Below are 17,753 nucleotides of genomic sequence, written 5' to 3'. Positions count from 1 at the left end.
ACCGACAAGGAAGAAAACATGATCACGATGCTGCAAACCGCCGAGCGATTGAGGCAGGGCCTGACGACACCCGATGAGTTGGTCGCCTGCGCATTGGCCGCGGCGAGAGAAACGGAGCATGTGTTTATCGCCTTGCTGGAACAGCGCGCCCTCGACGCCGCCAGGGCATCGACCCGGCGCTGGCAACAAGGCATTCCACTGAGCGCCTTCGACGGCATTCCCTACGCGATCAAAGACCTGTTGGACGTTGCCGGCAGCCGGACGACCGCCGGCTCCATTACGCGGGTCGACGCCGAGATCGCCGTCGAAGATGCAGCAGTCATCGCCGCCCTCACCGCGCAAGGCATGATCCCGCTGGGGAAAACCAACCTCGCGGAGTTCGCGTATTCCGGCCTGGGCCTGAATCCGCATTTCGGGACGCCTGTCTCGACTGTCGTGGTCGATGAAATCCGTCTGCCCGGCGGTTCCTCTTCCGGCTCGGCCATCGCGGTTCAACGGGGCGTTGTCAGCAGCGCCATAGGCACCGACACCGCCGGTTCGATTCGCGTCCCGGCGGCGTTCAATGGTCTGGTCGGCTACAAGGCCTCTACGGGTCGTTACAGCCAGCAAGGTGTGCACCCCCTCGCCGTCACGGTCGACAGCCTGGGCACCTTCGCCCACAGCGTGGCCGACTGCGCCGCGCTGGACAGGGCGATGCGCGGGAGCAACGATGGAAACTACCAGGCTGCGAGGCTTTCGGACCTGCGCCTTGTGGTTGACGAAGCTGTGCTATCCGACCCGGCGCTGCAGCCAGCGGTGCGGCAGAACCTTGTCGCCACGATGGAACGACTGCGCGCCGCCGGTGCCCAGGTTGAGTATCGAGCGGTAGCCGCCGTAGCCCGAACCCGTGAACTGATCGCCCGCTCGGGCTGGTTGGGCGCGATAGAAGCCTGGCGCCTGTTGGGCCCGATCGTGGAAAGCCCGCAAGGTGCCCGGATGGACAGACGCGTGTGCGCACGCCTGCGTGCGGCCAAAGGCATCGACTCGGCGACGGAAGCCAGGATCCGACAGTCACGGGAAGAACTGATGGTGGCTATCGAGGATGAGCTCGACGGCGCCTTCCTGGTGATGCCGACAGTCAAGCATGTCGCCCCGCCCATGGCGCCCCTGGAGCAGGACGACGCGCTGTTCGCGGCCGTCAATCTGGAGACCTTGTCGCTGACCATGATCGGCAGCCTGCTGGACATGCCGGGCGTCGCCCTCCCATCCGGCCGGGACAGCCTCGGGCTTGCCACCTCAGTGCTGGTCTCGGCGACACGAGGTCGCGATGACTCATTGCTCAGTGCGTGCCTGGCCATAGAATCGGCCATGCTCGCGGATGGCCTCAGGTCGTGAGCAAACGTTGATCTCCTGGCAGGTCATTGAGGGCATTGCCCCTGAATGACCTGGCTTCGTCCAGGAGCCATTCCCTGAACAGCGCCAGGCTGCGCCGCGGGTGGCCATGGCCGCTCTCGACCAGATGATAGGTAAACCCCGCCAAGGCCGGACCGTCCAACCGCCGGATCCGCCCGGAACGCAGCTCATCGTCAATCAGCACATCGCTGCACAACAAGGGCCCCAGACCCCGCTCCAGCGCATGCAACGCCAGGGTTTCCTCGCTGTACCAGGAAATGCGCAAATCCCCGGCGGCATCGCGCTTGACCCCGGCGAGCCAGGCTGACCACGAGGGGGCTTCGAGGGCCTGGTTCTTCCATTTGAACGCCAGCAGCGGTCGATTCGGAAAATCGTTGATCGTTGCGTTGCCCTCCACCGGGCAGATGCGCTCGTCCGCGACCGCGATGAAGCGGTCTTCGAACAACACCGGCCCGCGCACATCCGCATCGACCGGCCCATAACGAATCGCCAGGTCGACGGTTTCAGCACGCAGATCCACGACTTTTTCCGAGGCGTGGATGGACACCAGGATGTTCGGATAGATCTCATTGAATTTCGCCAACCGCGGCATGAGCCAGCGTTCGGCGAATGCCCGTGTGGTGGACACGTGGATGGCATCGCCCTCCTTTGCCCCGCCCAACAAGGTGAACGCCTGGGCGATCTGGTCGAAGCCTTCGCGCAGCAATGGATAGATCGCCTTCCCGGCGGGCGTGAGGGTCACCATTCGGCCTCTTTCCAGGAGCTTTTGCCCCAGGCCTTCCTCCAACTGACGCACTTGATGGCTGACCGCCGCGACCGTCACCGAGAGCTCGTTCGCCGCGGCGGAAAAACTCTGGTGCCGCGCGACTGCCTCGAACGCTCGCACGGAATTCAGAGGGGGTATCTTGCGCATGGTTTTCTCCGGGCACCCGACGGGGTGCTTGCGAGGTATTCGGTGACCTGCCGGCAGCAACCGCTGCCGGCAGGTCTGCGGTGCGTCAGAGGATGCAGTAATGCACGTCCTGGGGCCGCATGCCGTTTACGGCGGTAACGTCCTGGGGGCAGGCGGACAGGACCACAATAGCGTCCATTTCCGCTTTGAGGCAGACATATTGCCCTGGTGCGCTGACAGGCTCGGCAAACTCGATGCGCCCATCCTCGTGCACCGGAACGTTCATGAACAGGTTCAAGGGGCTCGGCGTGTCAGGCGCCACCAGGCCGAGGGCCTCCAGCGCCAGGAAGAGATTTTCGTTGCAACTGGCGTGATGGCCGACGACGCCCAGTTGAACGTAGCGGGTCGGGTCACAGGCGGCCACCAGGGTGTCGTGGATGCCCGGCGTCGTGTCCTCGATCAGCGTCAGGATCCTGCGGCGCTTGTTGGTCAGCAGGCTGTCCCCTTCACGTGGGTTGAGTTTCAACCAGAACGGGCGGCTGTGCTCCATCGACATGGCTTCTCGCAGCTCGTCCGGGTTGAAGGCCCAGGTGTCCACCACCTGTTTGCCATGGGTGTTGATCACCTTGAGGGTCTGCCCCTGGTTCAACCGGAGCGCTACACCGTGCCGGGCCGGCAATAGAACCCGCTCACCGGGGGTCATCGAAGTCATCGTGTTCATGTCGCGGTTTTCCTCTGCGCTGATGGGCTTGCGATCAAGGAAAACACAGGAGAAAACCGCAAACCAATAATATAAAGTGGCCTCGGTATAAGTTGAATTTATAGGCACACCCATGCGAATCCGCCAGCTCGAGTGCTTCAGAACCTTGATGATTCACGGCACGATGACCCGCGCTGCGGAACTGCTGAATATTTCCCAGCCGGCGATCAGCAGCACCATTGCCAACCTGGAGCATGAAACCGGCCTCAAGCTGTTCGTGCGCAAGGGCGGCCGCCTGCAACCCACTCCCGAGGCGCGGTTGTTCTTCATCGAGGCGGAGCGTGCGCTGGAGGCCGTGGAGAAGACCCAGCGCATCGCCAAGGAAATCCGCACCGGTAAACGCGGCCACCTGGCAATCGCTGCCTATGCCAGCATCTCGATCAGTCTGCTGCCACGCCTGATGGCCGAATTCGCCAGGGAGCGCCCGGGCCTGGAATTGAAGATCATCACTCGCAATTCCCAGTCCGTTCGCGAGTTGATCACGACGCAGCAATTCGACCTGGCCATCGCCGAGCTGCCCCTCGATTACCCGACGTCCCGCATGGAGGTGATTGCCTATGAATGCCAGTGCATGATGCCTGTCGATCACCCATTGGCAGCGTTGGACGTGATCACCCCGGCGGACCTGGATGGCGTGCCGTTCGTGTCGCTGTTCAAGGGCGACCCCCTCTACCAGCAACTGGCAATGGCGTTTTCGGCGTACGGGTCATCCTGGAACGTGGTGGCCGAGACAGAGTTCTTTGCGTCGGCCTGCGAACTGGTCCGCTCCGGGATGGGCGTCGGGATGGTCGATCCGGTGGTCAGCCGTCCCTTCGTCCGCGACCTGGCCCTGAGATCCTTCAAGCCCGCCATCAGATACGAGATTGCCTTGCTGCTGCCCACCCAGGAAGAACCCTCGCAACTGGCCCTTGAATTTATACGCTTCCTCAAGCAACACCTGTGACGTCCTAGAGCTTGTGGCTCCCCAGCATCAGATAACGCTCCGGCGCCCCCTTGCGCAGCCGAGCCGCCAGCAACACACCCGCCAGCAACGCCGCGGGAATGATCGCGCAGAGGCCATAGGACAAGGCCTGGCTGGCGCCCGTCAGCACATCGAAATGCAACACCGCGATGATCAGGACCGCCAACAGGACCAGGCAGGATAAAGCAGGAAAGATCCCGCCACGCCAGAATCCCAGCTTCAGCTCGGGGTGGCGGCGGGAAAAGGCAAATACCGCGGCGGACGTGAGCGCCATCAACAGGATCACGCACAACGTGGCGAGGTTGGACAGCCAGGCGAACAGTTGCAGGATCGGATCGGCGTCCATGGCGGCGAAAATCAGCACCACCACCGCAGAAATCAAGCTCTGCAAGACAGAGCCCATGTGGGGACTCTGGTGGACGCGATGAGTGGTTCCCAATTGGCGCGGCAACAGGCCGTCGCGTCCGATGGCGTAGAAGTAACGGGCGGCGGCGTTATGAAAGGCCAGCAACCCGGCATAGATACTGACCATGAACAGCACCCGGATGATCTGGGTCAGGTGCGGACCGACAAAGTGATCGGACATGCCGTAGATGAAGGTCGTAGGGTCCTGCAACGCCTGCAGCATCGGCACGATCTTGTCCGCGCCCACCCCCACCACCATCGACCAGACCGACAGCGCGTAGAACCCGCCGATCAGCAAGACCGAGCAGTAGGTGGCAATCGGGATGGTCCGTTGCGGATTCCTGGCCTCTTCGCCGTAGATGGTCGTGGCCTCGAAGCCGATGAACGCGGCGAAGCAGAACAGCAAGCCGATTGACGGCGTGCCACTGAACACGTGGCTGCGATCGAATGCGTCGAGATTGACGCCACTGTCGCCGCCCGTGCTGAGGATGGCGAAATCCAGGGTCAGGATCGCCAGGTACTCGGCGATCACAATGACCGACAACACCCGGGCCGAGAGATCGATCTTGCGATATCCCAGGATCGCGACGCTGGCCATTGCCATCAGCGAATAAGCCCACCAGGGCAGCTCCAGGCCAAACACGCTGGCCATGGTGCCGCTGACCACACCGCCGAACATGCCGTACAGCCCCACCTGGAGGATGTTGTAGGCAAACATCGCCAACACCCCTGCCGCGCCACCCGCCAGGCCACCCAGCCCACGGGACGTAAAGGCATAGAAGCCACCGGCATTGGTGACGTGCCGGGACATGGTGGTGTAGCCCACCGAGAACATCAGCAACACCAGCAACGCCAGGATCAGCAACGCCGGTGTACCGGCACCGTTGCCCAGCATGATGCCGATGGGAAAGCCACCGGCGATGACACTCAACGGGCTCGCCGCCGACACCACGAAGAAGATGATGAAGCCGACACCCAGGGCACCACGCTTGAGCTCCGTGGAGCTGTTGACCGGGAGAGATACACTCATGTGCTTGACCTTATTGTATGAGGCAGTCGCTGTGGGATCGATGCAGTCATCCGTTCACCGGCACCGAATGGCTTATTGTTCTTGTTGCACGCCAGGTTCGATCCTATGCCTGCCCATCAACGTCGCACTAACCCAAATCGGTCATCAGACAGCCCTTCCCACAAAAACCGTGGCGAGGGGATTTATCCCCGCTGGGCTGCGTAGCAGCCCCCTTAAGGCTGGTTATAGTTGGCTGATGCTCCACAAAGCAGGTTTTGAAATCCCCTCGCCACAGGGGTTGCTTCGCGACTTGGGTGCGCACTCAGGCCAGGGCGCACTCGGGAATGGCTGCGCGCTGGGTATGGGACGGCAGCTCCGCGAACAGCTCCTGGTACTCCGCCGCGAAGTGGCTGAGGTGATAGAAGCCCCATTGGGCCGCGGCGTCGCCGATCGAGAGATGTGACGCCTGGGTGGACATCAAGGTGCGGCGCACGCCATTGAGCCTGACGGAACGCAGGTAGTTCAGCGGCGTCGTCTCGGCCACCGCACGGAAGCTGTTCTGCACGGTACGCCGACTCACCTGGAGGCGCTGGCACAACTCGTCCACGCTGGGCACGTTGTTCATTTCGGCAGTGGTCAGGCGGTGGCATTTCTCGACGATGAAGCTGCGGGTGGAGCTTGTGGTGCGTTGGTACTTGTCGCAGGCCGGATCGGTCATGAGCTGCAGCATTTCGCCGAGCATGGCCTGTTCCAATTCCTGCTCCCACACGTTGTCGAGCTCTTCGTTCGCCAGGGCCTGGGAGAATATCGCCAGCAAACGACGACGCGCCTGGGCGAAGTGCGGGGTGGAAACCCTGATCACCGGTTGACGCAGCAGCTGACTGATTTCCTTTGCCGAAGCCGTTTGTGCCAGCGCCTGCTCGAACAATTCCCGTTCGAAGGTGATGGACAGCAGTTCCATGCCCATCGGCATATGGAACATGAACTCTTCGCCACCGTGAAGAAAGAACAGGCTGCTGTCATCCACCTCGCGCCCTTGCATCCGAATCGCGCCCGGGACGTTGATCGGCACCGCGAAGCACATCTTGCCCCGCGGGGCCACGCCGTGCTGCACGACACGCTGGTTGATCTGCTCGCGAAAGATGTGGCAATGCGCGGTGGTCAGTTGCATGAGCGTACTTTCGGCCGAACCGGCGGTCAGTTGGCTGTAGTCCTGGCTCCACTCCTGGACGGTAGCGGCGTGGAGGTGGACGTCGCGAAAGTGGTTTATGTGGATATTTCTCATAATATGCGAAAGCCTCTACAATATTATTGTTCTTATCCTGCCTTCCATACCGATATTCGCACAATAAAGGAATTGCGCAAAATTCCTTAACGGAATATCACCCGCCTCCTTCAGCGCAATTCATCCATGTGCCGATTCGGGCTACCGGCTGGCCGCTCTCGCTGGAGATGATCGGCCCATTACAACCGAGACCCAGAGAGACCGTCATGAGTGAAGCCAAACTTGAATCCCTCCACTTCGCGGATGCCCCGCGGATTATTTCCAGCACCCTGCCCGGCCCCATGACCCGCGAGGCCCTGGCGTTGTCGGCGCGTACCGAGTCCATGGCTCGCGGCGGCGGACGCATGCCGGTGGCCATGGACCGGGCGTTCGGCGCGACCTTCAAGGACCCGGACGGCAACACCTACATCGACCTGTCCGCCGGCGTGGGCGTCAGCAGCGTAGGCCGCTGCCACCCGAAAGTGGTGCAGGCCATCCGTGAACAGTCCGAAGTGTTGATGCACGCCCTGGAAGTCAACAGCACCCGACGCACCGAGCTTGCAGCCAAGATATCCGAGATCGCGCCCGATGGCTTGCGCGGCGATTGCACCACGTTCTTTACCCAAAGCGGCAGCGATGCGTTGGAGGCCGCGGTCAAGTTCGCCAAGCGCATCACCGGGCGACACCAGATCATCGCCTTTCACGGAGGCTACCACGGCGTGTGGAACGCATCGGGCGCGCTGACGACAGGTACGGCCTACCGCAAGGGCTACGGCGCCATGATGGGCGGTGTCATTCACGCGCCCTACCCTTACGCCTACCGCTTCCCGTTCGATACCACCCACAAAAGCGCCGAGCAGATTGCCGGCGATTACGTGGACTATTTGCTGAACACCCCCTACACCGCCGCCGATGACGTGGCCGCCGTGATTGTCGAACCGGTGCAGGGTGAAGGCGGTTACGTGCCGCCCTCGCCTGAGTTCCTGCAACGCCTGCGCAAGGCCTGCGACCGCAGCGGCGCGCTGTTGATCGTCGATGAAGTGCAGTCCGGCGCCGGACGGACCGGCAAGATGTGGGCGGTCGAGCACTCGGGCGTCAAGCCGGACATGCTCACCTTCGGCAAGGGCATCGGCAGCGACCTGCCCATGGCGGGCCTGATCATGCGCTCGGACCTGGCTGCCGCGATTCCCGACGGCTCGGTGCCCAATACCTTCGCCGCCAACTCGTTGTCCGCTGCCGTGGCGCTGACCAACATCAGCATCCTGCAGGATCCGGAACTCGATCTGCTCAACCGCGCCCACACCCTGGGACTGGAAGCACAGGAGCGTATCCGCGGCTTCAAGAGCCCGTTCGTGGGTGAAGTGCGCGGTCGCGGCCTGATGATCGGCATCGAACTGGTCGAGGACCCGGCCACCAAGGCACCGCTGGAAGGCGCCAGGATCGGCCAACTCATGGGCTACCTGTTGAACCACGGCGTGCTGATGATCCCCTGCGGTCGCTACAGCAACGTGATGCGTGTCATGCCCTCGCTGACGATCTCGCGCGCGCTGTTCTTCAAGGCGCTGGACATCTTCGGCGACGCCCTGGCCTCCCTCAAGGCATGAAACGGGTCTACCTGACCACTGCACAACATTCATGGATCCAAACATGACACAGCATCTGAATCACTTCATCGAAGGCGGCGCCTTCGAGGCCTCCGACGGCCGTCGAACGAACCTCATCAACCCCGTGACGGAACAGGTCTACGGCAGCGCCGCGCGCGGTACGGCCGAGGACGTGAACCGCGCCGTGGCGGCCGCCCGCAAGCAGCTTGAAGGGGGTGCCTGGAGCCAGCTCGACGGCGCCCAGCGCGGCCGGCTGCTGCTGAAACTGGCGGACCTGGTGGAGCGCGACACCGACCTGCTCGCCGACATGGACGCCGACGCCATCGGGCGCTCGCCAATGGAGCCGCGTCGCCTGGACATTCCCAACGTCCTCGCCAACCTGCGCGCCGCCGCCGGCTGGGCCAATCAGCTCGAAGGTCGCACCATCCCTTCCGGCGGCTACTTCGGCACCAAGACCCTTTCCTACACCGTACGCGAACCGGTGGGCGTGGTCGGGGCCATCGTGCCTTGGAATTCGCCGCTGATGATCACCGTGTGGAAACTCGCCGCGTTGCTGGCGGCAGGTTGCACCGTGGTGGTCAAGCCGTCGGAAGAAACGCCGCAATCCGCCCTGCATCTGGCGGCCCTGGCCCAGGAAGCGGGCTTCCCTGACGGTGTGATCAACGTGGTCACCGGTTACGGTGAGGAAGTCGGCCGCGCTTTGTGCGAACACCCGGATGTCGCCAAGATCAGTTTCACCGGCAGCCCCGAGGCCGGACGCGAGATCCAGCGCACCGCCGGTGTGCTGTTCAAGCGCGTGGCCTTGGAGCTGGGCGGCAAGAGCCCGCAGATTGTCTTCGACGACGCGCCGTTCGACGATGCGCTGTTTGGTTGCACCCTCGGCCTGTTCGCCAACCAGGGCCAGGTCTGCGCCGCCGGTTCGCGCATCCTGGTCCAGCGCAGCCTCGCAGAGCGCTTCGCCGCGGCGCTTGCCAACGCTGCGTGTGCCGTCAAGGTGGGTGATCCCCGGCAGCCCGATGTGCAGATGGGGCCGGTGGCCAAGAAAGCGCAGTTCGATCGGGTCAACCGTTACATCCAACTGGGCATCGATCAAGGCGCTACGCTGCTGGCCGGCGGCGTATCGCACCCTGAACAGGGTTGGTTCGTACGGCCGACGATCTTCGCCAATGCCCGCAATGACATGTCTATTGCCCGGGACGAGATTTTCGGCCCGGTCGGCACGGTGATTGCCTTCGATACCGAGGAAGAAGCTGTCGCATTGGCCAACGATTCCAGCTACGGCCTCGCGGCCACGGTGTGGACGAGCAACCTGGTGCGAGCCCATCGCGTCGCCGCGGCAGTGAAGGCCGGCGCCGTGGGCGTGAACTGCTGGAGCCCGCTGGATGCCAACCTGCCCTGGGGCGGCGTCAAGGACAGCGGTATTGGCCGTGAAGGAGGATTCAGCGGCGCACTGGCCTACACCGAGGAGAAGGTCATCACCGTACTGCTGCCTGCCTGAGAACAATAGTGCACTGAGCGACCACCCTCCAAACCTTGCGAGGCGCCGAGGGTGGTGGTTCAACGTGCATTCCCGATGTCTTTGATGATTGATGATTGATGATTGATGATTGATGAGGCGACTGCGATGAACACCACAAATCAAGAGATAATTGATCGGTATCCAACGTCCCTGCTGCTGTTGCACTGGGTGCGTGCCGTGCTCGTAGCCGGTCTCCTCTGGGCAGGCTGGCACATGACCGGGATGAACGATGAAGTGGCAAGCAAGTACGAGCTCTATTACCCCTGGCACAAATCCTTCGGCGTGTTGACGTTCCTGGTGGTGCTGGTCCAGATCGCCCTGCGCTACATGACGCCCAGGTTGCCGAAGCCGCTGCACACCCTGACCGGGCCTGAACAGGTGATGTCAAACCTGGTGCAACGGGTCATGTATGGGCTGCTGGTGATCGTGCCGTTGATGGGTTACTCCATGTCGAGCACCTATACGATGAGTGATGGGGTGTTCTTTTTCGGGGTCAACCTCCCGGAGCTGCTGCCGAAAAATGACGATTGGTTCGTCGTGTTCCAATGGCTGCACAAAGTACTCGCCTATACCCTGCTCGTCCTGATCCTGCTGCACATCGCCGGCGCCCTCAAGCATCGGTTCCTCGACCGGGATCCGCACAAAGACGTGCTGCGTCGCATGCTGTGATTGAATGAGGCGTGGGCGCAAAACGCCCACGCTTCATCGCTCGGTGTGGAGGCAGTTGTCAAAAGTCCTGCCGGATCGTTTTCATGTGCATTTCCCGAAGTTTCAGAAAGTGACCCAGGCAATGAACTGGAAGTAGGTATTGGTCGAGGCGCTGCCACTCTGCAGGCCACCGTTTCCAAGCCACTTGTCCGGCTTGTAGAAGCCAATCAGCGGCGACAGCGTGAGGTTGTCCGTCACCATCCAATCCAGGAACAGATCGACCTCGCGAGCGCTGTAGTCCCGCTCCTGTCGATCGGAGAGCTGGTGGAAGTCGAAGACCATTGCGTTGAGGGTCAATTTGTCGGTCGGTTTGACCGAAAGAAGCACATCCTGGGTCTGCATGTTCGAGGTGACCGAGCCGGCGTAATTCACCGCAACCTCACCTTGATAGCGTTTGCGATAGCCGCCCTGGAACAGGAAGTCCCAGCCCTCGGAATAGCGTGCATAGCGGTAGCTGACCGTCGGTTGCCACTTGACGTCGGCGAAGGTGTAGCCGACGTCGAAGAACATCGCTCGCTGCGACCCCGAACGCTTTTCCTGTCGCGCCACCTCGAAGGCGAAATCGGCATTCTCGATGCCGGCGTTGCCCTGGCCACGGATGCTGTAGATGTCCATGCCCTTGCGCTCGAGCCGATCCGCGAAGGCATAGCGCTTTTCGACGTCCAGGCCGTGCACGTAAGTCGAACCGATCGAACCGATGGGCGTGGTGTAGTCGACAGTGGCTGCGGCCACTTCGGTCTTGGACTGACCGGGGTTATCCGATTTCAACCACAGCAGGCTACCGTGCAGTCCCTCGGTGCCGCCCAGCTTCAAGACGGCGGTGTTGCCGAACGCCAACCGCGGGCCGAGGTAAAAGGCACCGCCGCGATTGAACCGGCCATCCGCAACGCCTTCGATGGGGTTGAAGGCCTTACCCGGGGCAAAACCATCATCGGTAATCAGGAACCCGTCCACCGTGACGAGCTGGCGGCCGAAAGAGAAATCGACGCCATCCTGGCCCAACGCGGGAACCAGATCGCCCGACTTCCAGCCCAGGTAGGCGTCCTCTACGGCGGTTCTTCGCTCAGTGCCGTCGGTGAGCGCTCCGGGGTCTCCATCGCCCCATGATCCGGTGCTGATCAGGCTGAATCCGCCGTACACCGAACCGGCAGCGATTTTGTCCGTCATGCCGCTCAGGCCGTATTTGGCAAAGCCTTCCTGCCAGCGCATGCTGCCGGGCTCTTTTTCCGGGTCTGCGATGTAGTTTTCCTGGCTGCCGAACCAGCCAAAGCCGGCCCACAGGTCGGCGTTCAGCACGGTGGTGCCATCGCCTTCGTTATAGAGCTCGTAGCCGTGAGCCTGCGGCTCGAATGTACAGAGTGCGACCAATGAAAGCATGGGGGCATAGATGGGGGTGCGCATGACGTCTCTCCTGTTTTTATATTTATGAGGCGAGACGGGAGTGTTTCGGCTTGGGTTGCGCAAGCGGTAACCCAAATCAGCAAGTACCACGGGCCGCTCGTCCTCGACGTCAGTCGCAACCCCAACCGTGGCGAGGGAGCTTGCTCCCGCTCGACTGTGCAGCAGGTCCAAGGACAGGGCCGCTTCGCGCCCCAGCGGGAGCAAGCTCCCTCGCCACATTGATGAGTGGAAACAGCTTTCGGGCTTGAGAAGTTGCCGTTTTGGGTTACGGCTCCGGTCCATGCCGCTCTTATGCTGGCCCCATAAGAACGCATAAGAACGAGGCCCCCGTCATGACCCCCACGCCATCCTTTCCGTCATTCCGTCAGGGGCTTCGCCTGCTGACCATCGTCGCCTGCGGCGTCCTTCCCGCCGTTGCCACGGCCCACCATTCGTTCGCGATTTTCGACCAGACCAGGACGATCACGGTCAAGGGCGTCGTCGAGCGCTTTGCCTGGACCAACCCTCATATCGCGATCTACCTCGATGTCCCCGGCCCGCCACCGCAGAAAATCAAGATCGAGACCGGCAGCGTCAACGCATTGAGCCGCACGGGCTGGACGGCGGATTCGATCAAGGCCGGCGAGAACGCCGAGGTCACCTACAAGCCACTGAAGAACGGTGATCCTGGTGGGTTGCTGGTGGAAATCAAGATCGGTGACGTCGTACTCACCGGCGGTGGATGAGTCCGCTCGCTCCCCTGCTTCATTGGGTACTCGATGGCACAAACCAACAAGGTGGAGACGCTTGAATGAAACCGACACGAACCTTGAATCCGGCAATGATTTTCCTGGGCATCGCCCTCATGACATTCGCCGGGCTGAGCATGGCGACAACGCCCAAACAAGGCGCAGCCAAGGCACCCGACATCAGCGGCACCTGGGAAAGAACCCCGGACGACTGGTTCGGCGAGAACCCGGACGATCCGGTGCATCCGGGCGGACCGATGGAGCTGAAGGAGCCCTACGCCCGTCAGTACGCCGAGCTGAAGAAGAAGGAAGCCGCGGCGAACGAAGCCGGCACGCCGCTGGCCACCACCAGCGCCCGATGCCTGCCGGAGGGGATGCCGGTGTTGATGGCGGCGCTCTTCCCGATCCAGATCATCTACGACGATAAACAAGTGGTGGTCCTGGGCGAGTACCTCCAGCAGGTGCGGCGGATTTTCCTGAACGAAGCGATGCCGCCGAAGGAGAAGCTGGACCCGACCTATCAAGGCCATTCGCGCGGCCACTGGGAAGGCGACACCCTCGTCGTGGAAACCCTGGGCGTGCGCACCGATGACGTGGCGTTCTACGGCGTTCCCCACAGCAAGGACATGAAGATCACCGAACGTCTGCGGCTGACCGCGCCTGATCATCTGGAAGACCAGGTGTTGATCGAGGATCCGCAGGTGCTCAACACGCCCTACCGCTTCACGTTCGAATACAAGCGCTCCGACTACCGCATCCAAGAATACGTCTGTGAGAACAACCAGATCGTGATCGACAGCGAGGGCAAGACGAGCCTGCGCCGTGACTGACGCCACAACCCCCTCGACAACCCTTTGGAGTCACCGGATGGAACGACTGATGCCTTTCGACATCCTGCGGCCGACGTTGCAGGGCGCCCTTGTGTCGCTGCTCCTGCTGTCGAGCGCGTTCGCAGAGGTGCCCAGGATGCCCACCGTGGTTCCGGTGCCGCCTTCAGGCAAGCCACCGCTCTCGTCGGCCAACGCCCAGGGTACCGAATACAGCGACCTCAACCGGTATGGCTACGTCGAGGAGGAGTATTACCTGCAAGGCGTGGCGCCGGCCATTACCGCAGCGGGTAAAAGCCTCTTCGAGGCGCCTTACACCACGCGCATCCTGGTCCGTAAACCAGCGGACCCGACGCGCTTCAACGGCACGGTGGTGATCGAACCGTTCAGTTGGTTTGGCGAGCGCGGCGCCGGCTGGATCCTGACCCGCGATTACCTGTTGCGTCGCGGCTACGCCTACGTCGGCTACACCTTGAACCTCAACAAGCCGGCAGTGGACCCCAAGTTCATCGCCGAGACCCCGGCCGCCGAGGCCGAGCAGATCGCCCAATACGGACGCATCGTTAATTTCGAGTTCATGCGTCGCTTCGACTATGCACGCTATGCGCCGCTGGGCAGCTATTACGACCCGCAACGCTTCACCCGCGGCAACGGGCCCGATCCATTCGTGCCACAGTCCCAGGGCATCGGGGCACAGCTGGCGTTGCTGCTGAAGACCCATTCGGCGCAAGGCCCGTTGGCGAACCTCGACGTGCATCGAGTCTACGTCAACAGCTGGGCCGTGACCGCGCAAGTCTGGATGGACTACCTCGACCAGGGCCGGCACCAGCAATGGCGCATGCCCGACGCGACGCCGCTGATCGACGGTTATATGACCGGTCGCATGGCCTATGGCGAGGTCGGCGGCGACGTTATCCGCGTGCCGCGGCAGATGCCCGTGGATGTGCCGTTCGTGACCGTCTACAGCCAGTCCGAACTGATGCACGACGTGCTCGAAGGCATCGACCTGCCGCCCGACACCGACAGCCCGCAACTGCGTTATTACGAAGTGACCGGCATGCCGCACCTGCGCCTGGCCGACCTCGGCACGGAGCATACCGAACACGTCGCGGCGGACATCGGCAAAGGCGACGACCCACAGTGCCGGACGCTGTACGACGAGCCGGCAGAATTGGTGGTCTCGGCACTGCTGGATGGCATGGACCAATGGGTGCGCGACGGCAAACCGATGCCCAAGGCGCCCCGCGTGCTACGCGAGGGCAAGACCGTCGTACGCGACCCCGCGACCGGCAACCTGCAAGGCGGCGTGCGTCCGCCGTGGGTGCAAGTGCCCAGCGCGACCTACCTCACGGACCAGGAAACCAACTGCGGCCTGATCTACGACACCAAGGTGCCCTACGCCAAGGACCGACTCGGGCAGCGCTATGGCAGCTTCGGCAACTACGAACGGCAGTTCGAGGACGCCAAGGCCATTTCGATCGAGGAAGGCTATCTCCTCCCGGAAGATGCACCGGGCCTGCGTCCGATCGCCAAACCCCAAGACTTCTAACCCACTGTGGGAGAAAGCACATGTCATCAGCACCGATCATTGACTGGCTCTACGCCACACCGGTGAGCACCGCCATCAGGGACATGCTCTGGGTCGTGCCCACGGTCCAGTCCATTCATATCGTGGCCATTGCGGTGATCTTCGGCTCCGCCGTCATCTCCGACCTTCGGCTGGCCGGTGTGTTCGCCACGGACGAGCCCATGCGCGGCGTCATCCGTCGCTATTACCCGTGGATGCGCAATGCGCTCGTCGTCCTGCTCCTGACGGGGTTGGTCATGACCATCGGCGAGCCGGACCGGGTGCTCGTCAACTCGACGTTCTGGCTGAAGATGGCCTTGGTGGTCAGTGCGTTCACCCTGGCCTGGTGGGTCCGACGCCCGTTGCTGCGCCCTGCCGATCCGGCACGCAGCGAAGGCACGGACGGCTTGGTCAAGACGCTGGCCTGGCTGTCGATCGCCTTGTGGTGCGTGGTGATCTTCTGCGGCCGCTGGATCGCCTACACGATCTAACGGCGCGCATCTTCAACAAACGCTCTCAGGTATTTGCCATGGATATTCAATCGAACTTGCAAGCCCTTGAGGCCACCTCTGTCGCCTCCCTGATCAGAGAGTCGGGCTTCGCCTTTCCAACCCTGGAATCAGTACACGTGATCGGTATCGCGCTGGTGTTCGGGACCATCGCCGTGGTGGACTTGCGCCTGCTGGGTATTGCGTCCCATCGCCGTAGCGCGCTAAGGCTGATCCAGGAATTGTTGCCATACACCTGGGTCGCCTTCGCGGCATGCGTGATCACGGGGCTGCTCATGTTCGTCTCCAACGCCTCCACCTATGCCCAGAACCCGGTTTTCTGGGCAAAGATGGGGCTGTTGCTGCTGGCGGGCCTCAACATGGGGATCTTCCACCTGGGGGTCTTTCGCCGGATCGGCGAATGGGACACGACGCTGCCGCCCCCCGGCCGTGCCCGTGTCGCCGGCTTCGGTTCGATGGTGCTGTGGGCCGGCGTAATCTGCCTTGGCCGCTGGATCGCGTTTTTCTGATGGCGCGCCTACTGCCACGTTGGCCTCGGCCCACCACACGCCTGCCCGGCGGCGACCACGGCGAAGCCGTCAATGTGGTGCGCCCGGTGTCCGGTCGGTGGGAGTCCCTGGCGATGCTGTTGGCGACCCTGGCGGTCATCGCCGGCGTGGCCGGTTATGTACTGCTGCGCCCCCAGGCAGTCGGCCCGCCCACTGCATTGAGCTGGCAGGTGCGATCCTTCGATGGCCTGGGTACGGTCGATCAGGCCATTCATAGCGCGCTGTTGCCTGCCGGTGAAGAGATCATCTGGTTCAACAACGACACCGGCGGTTGGATCACCCTGGAGCATGCCCAGGAGCTGGTGCTGCCGCCGTTCTACCGCGACGCATTCTGGAAGAAAAACGGCCAGGTGCACTGGCAATTGATTCTGCCTGGCACCCACCAACCCCACAGCCTTTCCGGCGACCAGCACATTGACGACGCGCCCCCTGCGGACAAGAACGTCAGCGAGGTCTCGCAAGCCACCCTGGGCCAGGGCGCCACGGTCTACTACGGCTCCGGCGGTAGCGTGCCGGGCCAGAGCGCCTACCTGCTGGTGATCGGGCACGCCCATGCCGGTGTCATGTGGGCCAACCAGGCGACGATCTGGGTCCACCGGGACCCGAACGCCCCCTACCCCGGCATCGTCAAGCCTGAATCGCTGGTCAGCAAGGGCTGGCGCCAGGTCATTCCCTATGACGGCACCCGCGAAGTCGAACGCGTAAAAGGAACCCAGCCATGACCGCCCCTGCAAAACACCGCGCACCGCTGCGCCGCTGGTTCGCGCTGCTGATGCTGATACCCGCCCTCCTGCTCCTCGGCCAGGCACACGCCGAGGGCAAGAAGCTCAAGGTCGGCGTCACCCTGCATCCCTACTACAGCTTCGTGGCAAACATCGTCGGCGATCGGGCGGAGGTCGTTGCGCTCATTCCGGCGGAGGCGAACCCACACAACTACCAGCCGCAACCCGCCGACATCACCCGCGCGATGAGCCTCGATGCGCTGGTCGTCAATGGCATCGGCCACGACCAATGGGCCTTCCAGATCGTCAAGGCCGCCGGGCGCAGCGAGAACCTGCCGATCATCCAGGCCAACGCCACCGTTGCCCTCATCCCCATCGGCGGCGACCAGGGCGGTGCCAAGGTGGTCAACCCGCATACATTCGTCTCCACCACCGCGGCGATACAACAGGTGTTCGAGATCGCTCGCCGCTTGGGCGAACTGGACCCGGACAACGCCGCGGCCTATCGACACAACGCTCTGGCCTATGCCGGGCGTATCCGTGCGCTGCGGGCGCGCTTCATGACGCGGTTTGCCAACCTGGACCTGTCTTCGTTCCGATGCGCCACCACCCATGCCGGCTACGACTACCTGATGCAGGAGTTCGGCCTGTTCGTGAGCGCCGTCATCGAGCCGCGTCACGGCGTTGCGCCGACCGCGCGGCAGCTGGCCAATACCATCGACGCGATCAAGAAAGCCAACGTCCGCGTGCTGTTCGCCGAGAAGTACTTTTCCATCGACCTGGCCAAACCTATCGAGGCGGCGACCGGCGTCAGGGTCTTCGCCCTGTCCCATATCACCGGCAGCCGCTACAGCGCCGACGAATTCGAGGTGGCGATGAGCGAGAACCTCGAGACCCTGGCCGAGGCCGTCGAGTTCACACAACAACAATGAGGGAG

At 62.6% G+C, this 17,753-nt stretch carries 17 protein-coding genes; 12 read left to right on the top strand and 5 right to left on the bottom strand.

Annotated elements, in window-relative coordinates; all coding sequences use genetic code 11:
• Positions 1-18 precede the first annotated feature (18 nt).
• Positions 19-1,374, top strand: a complete 1,356-nt coding sequence (locus tag N005_RS21700; protein WP_052126434.1) for an amidase family protein — start codon at positions 19-21, stop codon at positions 1,372-1,374.
• Here N005_RS21700 and N005_RS21695 read toward each other — a convergent pair.
• Together N005_RS21695 and N005_RS21690 are read right to left on the bottom strand one after the other, a co-directional pair.
• On the bottom strand, positions 1,364-2,305 hold the full coding sequence (locus N005_RS21695) for a LysR substrate-binding domain-containing protein (RefSeq protein ID WP_047703063.1): 942 nt from the start codon (positions 2,303-2,305) through the stop codon (positions 1,364-1,366). The two genes, N005_RS21700 and N005_RS21695, sit on opposite strands and share 11 nt — an antisense overlap.
• 85 nt (positions 2,306-2,390) lie before the next feature.
• Positions 2,391-3,005: a DUF1989 domain-containing protein gene (locus N005_RS21690; RefSeq protein WP_081993317.1), complete on the bottom strand. Its 615-nt coding sequence runs from the start codon at positions 3,003-3,005 to the stop codon at positions 2,391-2,393.
• Positions 3,006-3,117: 112 nt separating this feature from the next.
• On the opposite strand from N005_RS21690, the gene N005_RS21685 reads away from it, so the two are divergent.
• The gene (locus tag N005_RS21685; RefSeq protein ID WP_047703062.1) at positions 3,118-3,987 is read left to right on the top strand and encodes a LysR substrate-binding domain-containing protein; all 870 of its coding nucleotides are present in this window, start codon (positions 3,118-3,120) and stop codon (positions 3,985-3,987) included.
• A gap of 4 nt (positions 3,988-3,991) precedes the next feature.
• On the opposite strand, the gene N005_RS21680 is transcribed toward N005_RS21685, so the two are convergent.
• Positions 3,992-5,440 carry an APC family permease gene (locus N005_RS21680; RefSeq protein ID WP_047703061.1) on the bottom strand — a complete coding sequence of 483 codons (1,449 nt, stop codon included), beginning with the start codon at positions 5,438-5,440 and terminating at the stop codon, positions 3,992-3,994.
• Positions 5,441-5,741: 301 nt separating this feature from the next.
• On the bottom strand, positions 5,742-6,704 hold the full coding sequence (locus N005_RS21675; RefSeq protein WP_047703060.1) for a helix-turn-helix domain-containing protein: 963 nt from the start codon (positions 6,702-6,704) through the stop codon (positions 5,742-5,744).
• A 206-nt stretch (positions 6,705-6,910) separates the two neighbouring features.
• Between N005_RS21675 and N005_RS21670 the strand changes: the two genes are divergently transcribed.
• The 3 genes from N005_RS21670 (at position 6,911) to N005_RS21660 (ending at position 10,475) form a co-directional block, all read left to right on the top strand.
• Positions 6,911-8,287 carry an aspartate aminotransferase family protein gene (locus tag N005_RS21670; RefSeq protein ID WP_047703059.1) on the top strand — a complete coding sequence of 459 codons (1,377 nt, stop codon included), beginning with the start codon at positions 6,911-6,913 and terminating at the stop codon, positions 8,285-8,287.
• A 43-nt stretch (positions 8,288-8,330) separates the two neighbouring features.
• On the top strand, positions 8,331-9,785 hold the full coding sequence (locus N005_RS21665; protein WP_047703058.1) for an aldehyde dehydrogenase family protein: 1,455 nt from the start codon (positions 8,331-8,333) through the stop codon (positions 9,783-9,785).
• Positions 9,786-9,911: 126 nt separating this feature from the next.
• The gene (locus N005_RS21660) at positions 9,912-10,475 is read left to right on the top strand and encodes a cytochrome b (RefSeq protein WP_047704087.1); all 564 of its coding nucleotides are present in this window, start codon (positions 9,912-9,914) and stop codon (positions 10,473-10,475) included.
• Positions 10,476-10,577: 102 nt separating this feature from the next.
• On the opposite strand, the gene N005_RS21655 is transcribed toward N005_RS21660, so the two are convergent.
• A complete protein-coding gene (locus N005_RS21655) occupies positions 10,578-11,915 on the bottom strand; it encodes an alginate export family protein (RefSeq protein WP_047703057.1) in 1,338 nt (445 codons plus the stop codon).
• Between the two features lie 332 nt (positions 11,916-12,247).
• Here N005_RS21655 and N005_RS21650 point away from each other — a divergent pair, with 332 nt between their 5' ends.
• The 7 genes from N005_RS21650 to N005_RS21620 all read left to right on the top strand — a co-directional run bounded on the left by N005_RS21650 (position 12,248) and on the right by N005_RS21620 (position 17,748).
• Positions 12,248-12,640 carry a DUF6152 family protein gene (locus tag N005_RS21650; RefSeq protein WP_047703056.1) on the top strand — a complete coding sequence of 131 codons (393 nt, stop codon included), beginning with the start codon at positions 12,248-12,250 and terminating at the stop codon, positions 12,638-12,640.
• 65 nt (positions 12,641-12,705) lie between these two features.
• Entirely contained in the window at positions 12,706-13,473 is a 768-nt protein-coding gene (locus tag N005_RS21645; protein WP_047703055.1) for a hypothetical protein, read from the top strand.
• A gap of 37 nt (positions 13,474-13,510) precedes the next feature.
• On the top strand, positions 13,511-15,019 hold the full coding sequence (locus N005_RS21640; RefSeq protein WP_081993316.1) for an alpha/beta hydrolase domain-containing protein: 1,509 nt from the start codon (positions 13,511-13,513) through the stop codon (positions 15,017-15,019).
• Positions 15,020-15,039: 20 nt separating this feature from the next.
• Positions 15,040-15,528: a DUF6644 family protein gene (locus N005_RS21635; protein WP_047703054.1), complete on the top strand. Its 489-nt coding sequence runs from the start codon at positions 15,040-15,042 to the stop codon at positions 15,526-15,528.
• Positions 15,529-15,566: 38 nt separating this feature from the next.
• Positions 15,567-16,055, top strand: a complete 489-nt coding sequence (locus N005_RS21630) for a DUF6644 family protein (protein WP_047703053.1) — start codon at positions 15,567-15,569, stop codon at positions 16,053-16,055.
• Positions 16,055-16,816, top strand: coding sequence for a DUF6162 family protein (locus tag N005_RS21625; protein ID WP_174245313.1), 762 nt, complete (start codon positions 16,055-16,057; stop codon positions 16,814-16,816). Before N005_RS21630 ends, N005_RS21625 begins: the two co-directional genes overlap by 1 nt.
• A complete protein-coding gene (locus tag N005_RS21620) occupies positions 16,813-17,748 on the top strand; it encodes a metal ABC transporter solute-binding protein, Zn/Mn family (protein WP_047703052.1) in 936 nt (311 codons plus the stop codon). Before N005_RS21625 ends, N005_RS21620 begins: the two co-directional genes overlap by 4 nt.
• The last annotated feature ends 5 nt before the right edge of the window (positions 17,749-17,753 follow it).

The organism is Pseudomonas mediterranea CFBP 5447 (assembly GCF_000774145.1).
In the GTDB taxonomy this organism is placed as follows: Bacteria; Pseudomonadota; Gammaproteobacteria; order Pseudomonadales; family Pseudomonadaceae; genus Aquipseudomonas; species Aquipseudomonas mediterranea.
This window is presented reverse-complemented; position numbering and strand designations above follow the sequence as displayed.